Annotated in this window: 13 protein-coding genes; 9 read left to right on the forward strand and 4 right to left on the reverse strand. The window is 67.6% G+C overall.

Features of this window, described 5'->3' with window-relative positions; genetic code table 11:
* Window positions 1–7: 7 nt before the first annotated feature.
* The 6 genes from gmhB to ACSFBL_RS24085 all read left to right on the forward strand — a co-directional run bounded on the left by gmhB (window position 8) and on the right by ACSFBL_RS24085 (window position 5967).
* A complete protein-coding gene (gene gmhB / locus ACSFBL_RS24060; protein WP_435518317.1) occupies window positions 8–583 on the forward strand; it encodes a D-glycero-beta-D-manno-heptose 1,7-bisphosphate 7-phosphatase in 576 nt (191 codons plus the stop codon).
* Complete coding sequence (locus ACSFBL_RS24065; protein ID WP_435518318.1) at window positions 583–1347, forward strand: lysophospholipid acyltransferase family protein; 765 nt, start codon at window positions 583–585, stop codon at window positions 1345–1347. Before gmhB ends, ACSFBL_RS24065 begins: the two co-directional genes overlap by 1 nt.
* Before the next feature lie 14 nt (window positions 1348–1361).
* Window positions 1362–2255 carry a M48 family metallopeptidase gene (locus ACSFBL_RS24070; protein WP_435518319.1) on the forward strand — a complete coding sequence of 298 codons (894 nt, stop codon included), beginning with the start codon at window positions 1362–1364 and terminating at the stop codon, window positions 2253–2255.
* Window positions 2256–2298: 43 nt separating this feature from the next.
* Complete coding sequence (locus ACSFBL_RS24075) at window positions 2299–3132, forward strand: alpha/beta hydrolase (protein WP_435518320.1); 834 nt, start codon at window positions 2299–2301, stop codon at window positions 3130–3132.
* Window positions 3133–3267: 135 nt separating this feature from the next.
* Window positions 3268–5694, forward strand: coding sequence for an arylsulfatase (locus ACSFBL_RS24080; RefSeq protein WP_435518321.1), 2427 nt, complete (start codon window positions 3268–3270; stop codon window positions 5692–5694).
* 18 nt (window positions 5695–5712) lie between these two features.
* The gene (locus ACSFBL_RS24085; RefSeq protein WP_435518322.1) at window positions 5713–5967 is read left to right on the forward strand and encodes a hypothetical protein; all 255 of its coding nucleotides are present in this window, start codon (window positions 5713–5715) and stop codon (window positions 5965–5967) included.
* A gap of 1 nt (window position 5968) precedes the next feature.
* Here the strand turns inward: ACSFBL_RS24085 and ACSFBL_RS24090 are convergent, their stop codons facing one another.
* Entirely contained in the window at window positions 5969–7294 is a 1326-nt protein-coding gene (locus ACSFBL_RS24090; RefSeq protein ID WP_435518323.1) for a ClC family H(+)/Cl(-) exchange transporter, read from the reverse strand.
* 79 nt (window positions 7295–7373) lie between these two features.
* Window positions 7374–7676, reverse strand: a complete 303-nt coding sequence (locus ACSFBL_RS24095; RefSeq protein ID WP_435518324.1) for a hypothetical protein — start codon at window positions 7674–7676, stop codon at window positions 7374–7376.
* A 15-nt stretch (window positions 7677–7691) separates the two neighbouring features.
* On the opposite strand from ACSFBL_RS24095, the gene ACSFBL_RS24100 reads away from it, so the two are divergent.
* Window positions 7692–7895: a hypothetical protein gene (locus tag ACSFBL_RS24100; protein ID WP_435518325.1), complete on the forward strand. Its 204-nt coding sequence runs from the start codon at window positions 7692–7694 to the stop codon at window positions 7893–7895.
* Between the two features lie 34 nt (window positions 7896–7929).
* Here ACSFBL_RS24100 and ACSFBL_RS24105 read toward each other — a convergent pair whose 3' ends face one another.
* Together ACSFBL_RS24105 and ACSFBL_RS24110 are read right to left on the reverse strand one after the other, a co-directional pair.
* A complete protein-coding gene (locus ACSFBL_RS24105) occupies window positions 7930–8985 on the reverse strand; it encodes a 4-hydroxythreonine-4-phosphate dehydrogenase PdxA (RefSeq protein WP_435518326.1) in 1056 nt (351 codons plus the stop codon).
* 29 nt (window positions 8986–9014) lie between these two features.
* Entirely contained in the window at window positions 9015–10004 is a 990-nt protein-coding gene (locus ACSFBL_RS24110) for a Bug family tripartite tricarboxylate transporter substrate binding protein (protein WP_435518327.1), read from the reverse strand.
* Window positions 10005–10106: 102 nt separating this feature from the next.
* Here ACSFBL_RS24110 and ACSFBL_RS24115 point away from each other — a divergent pair, with 102 nt between their 5' ends.
* Both ACSFBL_RS24115 and ACSFBL_RS24120 read left to right on the forward strand, forming a co-directional pair.
* A complete protein-coding gene (locus ACSFBL_RS24115) occupies window positions 10107–11045 on the forward strand; it encodes a LysR family transcriptional regulator (protein WP_435518328.1) in 939 nt (312 codons plus the stop codon).
* 261 nt (window positions 11046–11306) lie between these two features.
* The coding region (locus ACSFBL_RS24120; protein WP_435518329.1) for a DUF1302 domain-containing protein at window positions 11307–11822 on the forward strand (516 nt) is incomplete at its 3' end.

An 11822-nucleotide genomic window follows, 5' to 3' on the forward strand; every position in this document is an offset into this window, starting at 1 on the left:
GCACGCCATGAAACTCGTCATCCTCGACCGCAACGGCAGTCTGAACGTGCACCGCGAGGACTTCGTGAAAAGCGACATCGAGTGGACGCCGCTGCCCGGCGCACTCGAAGCCGTCGCCCGCCTCAACCATGCGGGCTGGCACGTCGTCATCGCATCGAACCAGTCCGGCCTGGGGCGCGGCCTGTTCGACGTCGCGTCGCTCAACGCCATGCACGCCAAGATGCACAAGATGCTGGCGGCCGTCGGGGGCCGGGTCGAAGCCGTCTTCTATTGCCCTCACAGCCCTGACGAAGGTTGCGATTGCCGCAAGCCCAAGCCGGGCCTGTTCCGCCAGATCGGCGAACGCTACGGCGTCGACCTGGCCCACGTGCCCACGGCCGGCGACAGCCTGCGCGATCTGCTGGCCGGCGCTGCCGCCGGCTGCGAGCCGCACCTGCTGCTCACCGGCATGGGCGCCGCCTGCCGTGGCGTGCCGCTGCCGCCCGAATACCCGCCCAACACGATCGTGCACGAGGACCTTGCCGCGTTCGTCGATTTCCTGCTCCAGCGAGAAGAGCAGGCCGCCCTGAAGGTCGCCGTCTGATGTCCCTGATCCGTTCCATCGTCCACGCGCTGTGGATGCTCGTCACCGTGATCCCCTGGGGGATCATCATGTGCGTCTGCTCCATCTGGCGGCGCGGCATTCCGCTGTACTGGATGGCCGTGCAATGGCTCAACTGGGCCATCGGTGGCGCGCGCGTGCTGCTCGGCATCCGCGCCCGCGTCACCGGCATGGAGAACCTGCCGACCGACAAGCTCGCCGGCGCCGTGCTCCTGGTCAAGCACCAGTCGACCTACGAGACCTTCCTCATGCCGACGCTGATGCCGCATCCGCTGGCCTTCGTGTTCAAGAAGGAACTCATCTACGTGCCCTTCTTCGGCTGGGCCATGGCGCGGCTCGACATGATCCACATCGACCGCAGCCAGCGCACGCAGGCCTTCAACAAGGTCGTCGCGCAAGGCCGCAAGCTGCTGGAGCAGGGCATCTGGATCATCATGTTCCCCGAGGGCACGCGCATTCCGCGCGGGCAGCAGGGCACCTACAAGACCGGCGGTACGCGGCTCGCCTGCGAGACCGGCGTGCCTGTCATTCCCGTCGCGGTCACATCGGCCAAGGTCTGGCCGCGCAAGGCCTTCATCAAGCGCCCGGGCGTGGTCGACGTGTCGATCGGCCCGGCCATTCCCAGCGTCGGTCGCCGCCCCGACGAACTGATGCGCGAGGTCGAGGCCTGGATCGAAAGCGAGATGCGCCGGCTCGACCCCGAGGCCTACGCGCCCGAACCGGCGACGGCATCCACGGCCGCCTGAGCCCGACCACCGACATGCGCAGCCTGCTGCAGTTCACGCTCGATCTCTTCGATGCTCCTGCCGCCGAGCCGCCGCCGGTGGCCCGGGCGCCCGAGCCGCCCGCGCCCGACAGCCACCTGCCCTCGATCTCGCTGGAAGATGCGCTGAGTCCCGCGAGCTTCGTGCATCCGCGCGCCACGCGCGAAGTCATGCTGGGCCACGCCCGCGTGGCCTATGAATTCACGCGCGGCAAACGCCGCACCATCGGCTTCGTCGTCGGCGCCGAGGGGCTGTCGGTCCGCGCGCCGCGCTGGGTGGCGCTGCGCGACGTCGACGCGGCCGTGCTCGAAAAGTCCAGCTGGATCCTGCGCAAGCTGACCGAGACGCAGCAGCGCCATGAACGGCTCGAAGCCGCACGCATTGAGTGGAAGGACGGCGTCGCCTTTCCCTTCCTGGGCCAGACGGTGACCGTCCGGCTCGACCCGCACCACGCCTTCGACGGCATCGGGGCGGTGCTCGACGCGGGCACGGAGACCGGAACGCGCATCCTGCGTCTCGCGTTGGCGAACAACGCCACGCCCGCGCAGATCCGCGACGCCGCCCAGGCCTGGCTCATGCGGCAGGCCCGTCGCATCTTCATGGAACGGCTCGATCACTTCGCGCCGCGTCTCGGGGTCAAGTGGAAGAAGCTGTCGCTGTCGAACGCATCGACGCGCTGGGGCAGCGCGAGCGCGGATGGCGCGATCCGCCTGCATTGGCGGCTGGTGCATTTCCGCATGTCGGTGATCGACTATGTGGTGGCGCATGAGCTGAGCCATCTCCGGGTGATGGACCACAGCGCGCGGTTCTGGGAGACGGTGGAGAGCGTGATGCCGGACTATGAGCTGTTGCGCAAGCAGCTCAAGGACGAGCCCGTACCGCGGTGGTGAGGCCACGGGCCTTCGCACCTTGATCCTTCCTCCGGAGCATTCCTTGTCATCCAAAGCCGCCCGCATCGCACTCTCCGCCTCGGCCGCCGCGATCGGAAGCATCGCAGCCTACTGGACCCTCCTCGCGATGAGGCAGGGACACATCCTGTTCGACGCCCGCAAGCATCCTGTCGTCCACCTGTCCGACGACTTTTCCACCTACTCCCACACGGTGCCCGGAGGGATGGTCAGAGGGTATGTCTATCACCCGCAGGGCGAGGATGCGCTGCACGACCTGTTCATCTACTTCGCCGGTCGAGGCGAGGACGTCCGGGCCACTGCGCAGGCGCTGCACTGGCTTCCCGAGGGTTTCGGGTTCGCCGCCGTCAACTACCGTGGCGTGGCCGACTCGGAAGGCCATCCTTCCGAGATCGCTTCGGTCAAGGACGCGGTCCAGTTCGCCGATCATCTCCGCCGCGCCTTCCCGAATGCACGCCTGCACGTCGTCGGTCGAAGCCTGGGCACCGGCGTGGCCATTCAGCTCGTGGCGCGACGGGACTTCTCGAGCCTGCAACTGGTCACGCCCTACGACTCGATGCTCGAGGTCGCCAAGAGGCGCTTCCCGCTGGTTCCGCTCTCCCTGTTGCTGCGGCATCAGTTCAACTCCCTCGCGCACAGCAGGGAGGTCGCCGCGAAGACCCAGGCCCTGCTGGCCGAGACGGACGATGTCGTGCTCCCTGAGCGCTCGGCGAAACTGATCGATGCCTGGCCGACGCCCATCAGCGTGCAGACGGTCGCCGGCTCCAACCACCACAACATCATGGGCCTCGAAGCGACCTGGCTCCATCTCGTCGACTTCGCATTGACGGCAGTCCTGCCCCAGCCGAAGTCCGCGTGAGCCGCGACGCCAGACCCTGAATCTGCGGGAAGCGGCCCACCTCCTGGCTGCCGGCGGGGCGATCCATGCCCTGCCAAATTCCTGCTCCGACGCGGCTTTCGGCGGCATACTTCGGGCCCGGTGATCGAAAACTCCATGGATTCCATCGAGGAGACGCTCGTGAGCAACGAAGCCAAGCCAAAGGGCCAAGGCCCGGAAGTCGAGAAGATCCGAACGCATCTTCCGATGCGCAACACGTCGAGGTCCGGCCTCATCACCTACGACGCGCGGGACCCCGACACCCGATTTCCCCCGATCGATCAGCTGCGCCCGCCCAAGGGCGCACCCAACGTGTTGATCATCCTCATCGACGATGCCGGCTTCGGTTCGGCCAGTGCCTTCGGCGGACCTTGCCAGACACCGGTCGCCGAGAAGCTCGCGGCGGGCGGCCTGAAATTCAACCGCTTCCACACGACCGCCCTCTGCTCGCCGACGCGCCAGGCCTTGCTGACCGGCCGCAACCATCACTCCTGCGGCATGGGCGGCATCACCGAGATCGCCACCGGCGCACCGGGCTACTGCTCGGTGCTTCCCAACTCCATGTCGCCGCTGGCGCGTACGCTGAGGCTCAACGGCTACTCCACGGCCCAGTTCGGCAAGTGTCACGAAGTGCCAGTATGGGAGACCAGTTCGGTGGGGCCCTTCGATGCCTGGCCGACGGGCGGTGGCGGCTTCGAGTATTTCTACGGCTTCATCGGCGGCGAGGCTAACCAGTGGTATCCGTCGCTGTACGAGGGCACCTCGCCGGTGGAGCCGAAGAAGACGCCGGAGGAGGGCTATCACCTGATGGAGGACATGACGGACAAGGCCTTGGCATGGATAGGCCAGCAGAAGGCCCTCGCTCCAGACAAGCCGTTCTTCACCTACTTCGCGCCAGGCGCGACGCACGCGCCCCATCACGTGCCCAAGGAGTGGGCCGACAAGTACAAGGGCAAGTTCGACCAGGGATGGGACAAGCTGCGCGAGGAGACCATCGCCCGCCAGAAGGCCCTGGGCGTGATTCCCCCCGATTGCGAGCTCACCGCCCGCCACGAGGAGATTCCTGCATGGGAGGCCATGCCGGAAGCCCTCAAGCCCATCCTGCGCCGACAGATGGAAGTCTATGCAGGGTTCATGGAGTTCACCGACCATCACGTCGGACGCCTGCTGGACGGCATCGAAAGATTCGGCATCCTCGACGACACCCTCGTCTACTACATCATCGGCGACAACGGCGCCTCCGCCGAAGGCACCCTGAACGGTGCCTACAACGAGATGGCCAATTTCAACGGCCTCGCCGCACTCGAAACGCCCGAGTTCCTCATGGAACGCTACGACAAGCTCGGCGGTCCGGAGTCATACAACCATTACGCCGTGGGCTGGGCGCATGCAATGAACACGCCCTACCAATGGACCAAGCAGGTCGCTTCCCATTGGGGCGGAACACGCAACGGCACCATCGTCCACTGGCCGAAGGGGATCACCGCCAAGGGCGAGATGCGCACGCAGTTCCATCACGTCATCGACATCGCGCCGACGATCCTGGAGGCCGCAGGCCTGCCCGAGCCCGTCTCCGTGAACGGCGTGCCGCAGGACCCGATCGAGGGCGTCAGCATGCTGTACACCTTTAAGGACGCGAGTGCGGCGGAGCGGCACGAGACCCAGTACTTCGAGATGTTCGGCAACCGCGGCATTTATCACAAGGGCTGGACCGCCGTGACCAAGCACGGCACGCCATGGATCCTCGTGGGCCGCAAGACCGTCCCCTTCGACGACGACGTCTGGGAGCTCTACGACACGACGAAGGACTGGAGCCAGGCGCGGGACCTCTCCAAGCAGATGCCCGAGAAGCTGCACGAGCTGCAGCGCCTGTGGCTGATCGAGGCGACGCGCTACAAGGTCCTGCCGCTGGACGACCGCGTCGTCGAGAAGATGAACCCGGACACCGCCGGCCGGCCTGTGCTGATCCGGGGCAACACCCAACTGCTGTTCGGCGGCATGGGGCGGCTGTCGGAGAACTGCGTCCTGAGCATCAAGAACAAGTCCCATGCGGTGACCGCCGAGATCGAAGTGCCGGCCTCGGGTGCGCAGGGCGTGATCATCGCGCAGGGCGCGAACATCGGCGGCTGGAGCTTCTACGCGCACAAAGGCAAGCTCAAGTACTGCTACAACGTCGCGGGCGTGAACCACTACTTCGCCGAGTCGACCGACCCGCTCCCGGCGGGCGCCCATCAGGTGCGCATGGAGTTCGCCTACGCGGGCGGGGGCCTCGGCAAGGGCGGCCAGGTGACGCTCTTCGTCGACGGCAAGAAAGTCGGGGAAGGCTCGGTGCCGATGACCCAGTCGATGGTCTTCTCGGCCGACGACGGCTGCGACGTCGGCGAGGACAGCGGCTCGCCCGTGTCGCCCGACTACGGCCCGCAGGACAACGCCTTCAATGGACGCGTCAAAGGGGTGCAGCTTGCCATTGCCGATGCTGCCGAAAGCGTGGACCACCTGGTCTCGCCCGAAGATGCCTTGCGCATTGCAATGGCAAGGCAATAGACACCGCACGAGGACTCCATGGGAAGAATTGCGCTTCGCTCCGCTGCCTGGATCATCGCTGCCGTCTCCGGCCTCGCTTCGGCGCAGGGCAATGGCGGTAGCCAGACCCCTTGCGAGCTTCAATACAGCACCTGCAAGCAGACTGCCAGGGCCGACTACCAGTTCTGCAAGACCGCGAAGGAAAAGAGCTGTCGCCCAAGCCTCGACAAGGCCATGAAGGCTTGCTCGACCGCACGGAACAGTTGCCAGCTCTCCGCCGACGCGAAGGGCTGATTCAGGGACTGTTTTTCCCGGCAGCGTGCAGCCGGCGCTCGGCCCGGTCGCGCAGCAGGTCGTAGATCGGCGGGATTCCGATCAGGTTCATCACGACCATCGCGCCGAAGCAGGCGGCCAGCATCGGCAGCAGCAGGTTGACGCTGCCGGTCATCTCGACCGTCAGGCAGATGCCCGTGAGCGGCGCGCGGACGACAGCCGTGAAGAACGCCGCCAGGCCGACCACCGCGTAGGCAGAGGGCGAGGGGCCGCCCGGAAACCATTGTTCGTACAGCCGGCCGAACACCAGGCCGATCTGCGCGCCGAGCACCAGCATCGGCGCGAACAGGCCGCCAGGCGTGCCGGCCGCATAGGAGAGTGGACCCAGCAGGAAGCGAACCACGAACAACAAGCCGATCGCGGACAGCGATCCCGCGCCCGCCCCGACCAGCGTTTGCTGGGTGATGGCGTCACCGCCTCCCACCCAGCCGGGCGCGAACCAGGCCACGAGTCCGACCGCGCCGCCGATCAATGCCGCGCGCGCCGTGACCGGAAGTCCGTTGCGCCGATCAGCGACAGCCAGCGCGCCCAGGACGGCTCGGGTGTATGCAGCGGCCGCGAGTGCCGCAAAGACACCGAGCGCCATGTGGACCGGCACCGTCGCGAAGCCCGGGAAGGGCTGATGCGGCACGGTGAAATCCGGCTCCACGCCCATGAAGATGCGCGCCACTGCGATGGCACCCGCCGAGGCGCCCAGTGCGGCGGCCGCGGTGCGCGTATCGAATCGCCGCAGGAGCTCTTCGAGCACGAACACTGCGCCCGCGATCGGTGCATTGAATGCGGTGGCGAGTCCCGCGCCGGCGCCTGCAGCGAACAGCACCCGCGCGTCGACCTGGCTGCGGTGGAACAGCCGCGCAAAGACATCGGCGATCGAATGCCCCATCTGCACGCTGGGGCCCTCGCGCCCGAGGGCCAAACCCGACCCGATCGCCAGCACCCCGCCGACGAACTTGACGACCGCCGTGCGCACGGGATTGCCCGGCTCGCCGCCGCTGATCGCCGCCTCGACTTCGGGGATGCCGCTGCCAGCCGCATTCGGGGAGATCTTGCTCACAAGGGCCGCTGCTGCAGCGGTCGCGGCCGCAGCGCCGGCGACGACGAGCAGCAGACCCAAGGGCCCCTCCCGCTGCGCAAACGCGATGAACTGGCCTCGCAGGCTATCGGCCTGTTGAAGCAGCAGCCGGAACATCGCGCAGACGAGCCCGGTCACGCATCCCACGAGCAGCGACAGCAGCGCGAGGACCAGCGTACCGGCTCTGCTCTCGTTCGGATCCGAATGCTTGACCATGCTTGCTCCAGTCGGGAAGAGACGTCCACGTTAGCCGAGTCACATCGGCGCCAGTATCCTCTCCCTCGCGATCCGGACCTCAGGCCCGGCGCCACCATCTCCGCAGCCAGACGGCGCCGAGCAGCATCAGCATGGCGGCCACCAGCCACATGTTCCGGTCGCCGCCCGGCAGGTAGGGCTCGATAATTCCGCTCACTCGCACTGCATCAAGAGGAAACAGCCCGCTCGTCAGGAGCATCGCCGCGCCGTGGAGCGCCATCTGGATGCCGGCGACGAGAAGCACGCAGGTCGACAAACGAAATGCCCACAGCATGCTCGACCGCAGTTCAAACCACTTCCACGCCCGCATGAGCAAGGCGCAGGCCAGCACTCCGAGCAGCAATCCGACGAGGACGTCATGCAGCGCATGCCGGGTCTGTCGGGCGAGGGCATCCAGGTTCAACTGAAGGAGGCAGCCCGCCTCGCGGGAATGACGATCCTGGATCGCAGGACGATCACCATCGAGGCGCTGTGCGACGACTGCGCCGCCGCCGATGCGATGTCGACGCGCGCTTCGGCGCAGGACAGCCCGTCCCGCCTGTCGACGCCCCTGGCGGTGTAGGCGCGTCAGGGCGCCGACGCGGCCCCGCGGGTCTTCAGGCCGTGGCGACGGCCGCCAGGCCCGCGCCCGAGTCGGCGCTGCCGCCGAGGGCCTCGCTCGCCATCCGAACGCACAGGTCGAAGGCGTGCTGCAAGCCCTCGATCTTCGCGACGCCCTGCCCGGCGATGTCGAACGCGCTGCCGCTCGCCGAAGTCGCCACCGGCACGGGCAGGCCGCCGTGCAGCGTCACGCCCTGCTCGAAGCCCATGAGCTTCATCGCGATCTGGCCCTGGTCGTGGTACATCGACACGACCGCGTCGAAGTCGCCGCGCCGCGCGCCGATGAAGACCGTGTCCGGCGAGTACGGGCCGCGTGCGTCGATGCCCTGCGCCTGCAGCGCACGCACGGCCGGCGCGATGACTTCGATCTCTTCGCTGCCAATGGAGCCGCCGTCGCCCGCGTGCGGGTTGAGGCCCGAGACCGCGATGCGTGGCGCCGCGACGCCCGCGCGGACGAGGGCGTCGCGGATGATGTGCACCGCGTCCTGCACCGCCTCGCCGGTGATGAGGGCCGCGACATCCTTGAGGGGCACGTGCGAGGTCACGCGCGAGGTCCACAGGCTGCCGGTGATGTTGAACTCGCAGACGAAGCCCGGCACCTCGAAGCGATCCTGCATGTAGCGCAACTCGTCCTCGTGCTGCAATCCGCCGAGGCGCAGCGAGTGCTTGTTGAGCGGCGCGAAGACGATGCCGTCGACCAGGCCCCGGCGCACGGCTTCGGTGGCCAGTTCCATCGCCTCAAAGGAGGCCTTGCCGGAATGCACGTTCGACTCGCCGAGTACCGGCGGAAGGCCGCCCATCGTGTGCTGCACCAGCAGGCTCGGGCGACCCGGCTCGAAGCGCAGCCCGTCGAGGCCCTGGAGACGAAGCGGATCGAGCGCGGAGCCGCCCGCGATGCGCTGGCCGCTTTCGAGCACCAGCGGATCGGCGACGATCAGCACGTCGGCCGCATCGAGGTTGGGCGTGCGCGCGAGCAGCTTCACCATCATCTCGGGGCCGATGCCGCTCGGGTCGCCGGGCAACAGGGCGATTCGGGGCTTCCTGGTTTTCATTGAAGGTCCTTGTTTCCTGTCTGTCCTTGTCACTCGGCACGCATGCCGGTGTCCCTCACCAGCTTGCCGTAGCGCTCGAATTCGCTGCGGTTCATCTCGGCGAAGGCCTCGATGCCCATGCTCGCGATCTCGCCGCCGAGCGCCTTGATGCGCTCCTGCACATCCGGCGCGCGCAGGCTCTGCGCGAGTTCCGCGTTGAGCCGCTCCACGGCCGCGCGCGGCGTGCCGCCGGTGACGAAGAGCCCGTACCACGTGTTGACGTCCGCGCCCGTGACACCGGCCTCGGCGAGCGTCGGCACGTCGGGCAGCTCCGGTGTGCGCTTCGCGGCGGCGACCGCGAGGGGGCGCAGCTTGCCGGCCTTGATCTGCTGCATGGCCGAGGAGGTGCTGTCGAACATCATCTCGACCTGTCCGCCGATGATGTCGATATGCGCCTGCGAGCTGCCGCGGTAGGGCACATGGATCGCCTTGGTCCCGGTGGCGAGCGCGAAGGCTTCGCCGCCGACGTGCTGCGTGCTGCCGATGCCCGAGGACGCATACCTGAATGCGCCGGGCTTGGCGCGCATCGCGGCGACCAGTTCGTTTACGTTGCGATAGGGCGAATTCGAAGGCACCACCAGCACGTTGGGCATCACCGCCACCAGGCCGACCGGTTGCAGGTCCTTGAGGGGGTCGTACTTGAGCTTGATCAGGTGAGGAGCGACCGCCTGCCCCGTATTGGTGGCCAGCAGCAGCGTGCTGCCGTCATTCGCGGCGCGCGCCGTGAGTTCGGCCGCGATGGTGTTGGAGGCGCCGGGGCGGTTCTCGACGACCACCGGCTGCTTCAGCGCGGCGCCGAACTTGTCGGCGAGCAGGCGCGCGAGGATGTCGGTCCCGCCGCCGGCGGAGGCGCCGACCATGATGCGCAGCGGCTTGTCGGGATAGGCCGCCTCCGCGGCGGCGGTGAACGAGGCCGCGGTCAGCACCAGGGCCGCAAGGCCGCGAAACGCCGAGCGGTGCAGCAGGAGTTGGAATGGCATGGGGCTTGTCTCCGTTTTGTTCGAGGCCTGACGGACGCAGCTTAGGGAAGATTTCCATTCCATTCCAATCGAGAGTTCTGAAGAATCCATATACGTCCGTATATGAATGCGCCTTCCACCGACCTTCCGCCCTGGCGCCTGCTGCTGCGTCTGCGCACGCGCCAATGGGTGCTGCTTGCGCTGCTCGACCAGCACCGCAACCTCGGCCGTGCCGCGGCCGCCATGAACATCAGCCAGCCGGCCGCCACCAAGCTGTTGCAGCAACTCGAAGAGACTTTTGCCGTGCCGCTCTTCACCCGCGTGGCCCGCGGGATGACGCCCACGCCCTACGGTGAAGCCCTGGTGCGTCATGCGCGCCGCGTGCTGACCGACTTCGGCGCCGTGTGCGAGGAGGTCGAGGCCCTGCGCTCCGGCCTCAGCGGCTCGCTGCGCGTGGGCAGCGTGCCCGGCGCGGTGCCGGAATTGCTGGCGCCGACCCTTGTCGCCTACCAGCAGAAGCACGAGCGCGTGGCGGTCAGCGTGGTGGTCGACACCAGCGACGTGATGCTGCGCCAGCTCGCGCGCGGCGAGGTCGACCTGATGCTGGGCCGGCTCACCGAGGGCCACCGCGCCGAGGCCTTCGACTGCGTGCTGCTGCTCGGCGAGCCGCAGGTGGTCGTGGTGCGCAAGGCGCATCCGCTGCTCAAGCGAAAGTCCGTCACGCTGCGCGAGCTCGCCGAGTGGCCTTGGCTGCTGCAGCCGCCGGGCTCGCCGCAGCGCGGGCGCTTCGAGGCGGCCTTGCTGGAGGCGGGCATCCAGCAGCGCTTGCGCATCACGGAGACAGCCTCGCCGATCGCGATGACCGCGCTCCTGGAGCACTCGGACATGGCCGCCGTGATGCCGGCCTCGCAGGCCGCCCACTATGCAAGGCTGGGCGTGTTGCGCGTACTGCCTGCGAAATTGCCGATACGCGTGCCGCCCATCTACCTGATCACCCGACGCGCGCACAGCCTGTCGCCCGCGGCGGCCGAGTTCGTCGCGCTCCTGCGGCCGGCGGCCTAGGCCGTTGCCCGGCGCAGGCTGGAAGAGCGCCACTCGGGGTCCGGCGGGACCAGCGAATTGACTTCAAAGACCGGCGACGGGACCACGCTCTCAACAGAATGAGTGCTCGGGCTCCCCAAGGTATCGACTCGTGCCGCGTCAAAGGTGGCCGGGTCTTCCGCGGGAAGCCCGATTGGAAAAAACAAGAACCGGGCCGCTCCCGATCCTCCCCATGGCGGGGCGAATCCCGATGCCGCAAAACCTTTCTGAAGAGACATTCCCTTGCTCCATCCTGCTTCGTTCAGCTCCGTTGCCACCTGCCGCCGCACCGCGGTCGCCAGTGCCGCCCTTGCCTTGCTGGCCCTCGCTGCCTCGACCCACGCGATGGAGATCGACACCGGCAACCCCGACGTCGTCCTGCGCTGGGACAACACGCTGCGCTACAACCTGGGCCAGCGGGTGCAAGGCCAGGACAAGTCGATCCTGGGCAACCCGAACTTCGACGACGGCGACCGCAACTTCAGCAACCACTCGCTGATCGCGAACCGCCTGGACCTCTTGAGCGAACTCGACCTGGTGGTCGACAAGAAGTACGGCTTCCGCGTGAGCGGTGCGGCCTGGGCCGACCCGGCCTACAACAGCCTGGACAACCGCAGCAACGCCACGGCCAACACCCTGCAGTACGGCGTGCCCACGGCCGGCGTGCTCTCCGACTACACCAGCCGCTACGCCAAGGGCCCGTCGGGCGAACTGCTCGATGCCTTCGTCTTCGGCAACACCGACATCGGCGACACCAAC

Source organism: Variovorax glacialis, assembly GCF_051216375.1.
Taxonomy (GTDB): domain Bacteria; phylum Pseudomonadota; class Gammaproteobacteria; order Burkholderiales; family Burkholderiaceae_C; genus Variovorax.

Excerpts from the sequence above, each read along its gene's own strand:
- gmhB (WP_435518317.1), top strand. The coding sequence starts at position 8 with ATGAAACTCGTCATCCTCGACCGCAACGGCAGTCTGAACGTGCACCGC.
- ACSFBL_RS24115 (WP_435518328.1), top strand. The coding sequence starts at position 10,107 with ATGAATGCGCCTTCCACCGACCTTCCGCCCTGGCGCCTGCTGCTGCGT.
- ACSFBL_RS24070 (WP_435518319.1), top strand. The coding sequence starts at position 1,362 with ATGCGCAGCCTGCTGCAGTTCACGCTCGATCTCTTCGATGCTCCTGCC.
- ACSFBL_RS24105 (WP_435518326.1), bottom strand. The coding sequence starts at position 8,985 with ATGAAAACCAGGAAGCCCCGAATCGCCCTGTTGCCCGGCGACCCGAGC.
- ACSFBL_RS24080 (WP_435518321.1), top strand. The coding sequence starts at position 3,268 with ATGGATTCCATCGAGGAGACGCTCGTGAGCAACGAAGCCAAGCCAAAG.
- ACSFBL_RS24065 (WP_435518318.1), top strand. The coding sequence starts at position 583 with ATGTCCCTGATCCGTTCCATCGTCCACGCGCTGTGGATGCTCGTCACC.
- ACSFBL_RS24110 (WP_435518327.1), bottom strand. The coding sequence starts at position 10,004 with ATGCCATTCCAACTCCTGCTGCACCGCTCGGCGTTTCGCGGCCTTGCG.
- ACSFBL_RS24090 (WP_435518323.1), bottom strand. The coding sequence starts at position 7,294 with ATGGTCAAGCATTCGGATCCGAACGAGAGCAGAGCCGGTACGCTGGTC.
- ACSFBL_RS24100 (WP_435518325.1), top strand. The coding sequence starts at position 7,692 with ATGCAGCGCATGCCGGGTCTGTCGGGCGAGGGCATCCAGGTTCAACTG.
- ACSFBL_RS24085 (WP_435518322.1), top strand. The coding sequence starts at position 5,713 with ATGGGAAGAATTGCGCTTCGCTCCGCTGCCTGGATCATCGCTGCCGTC.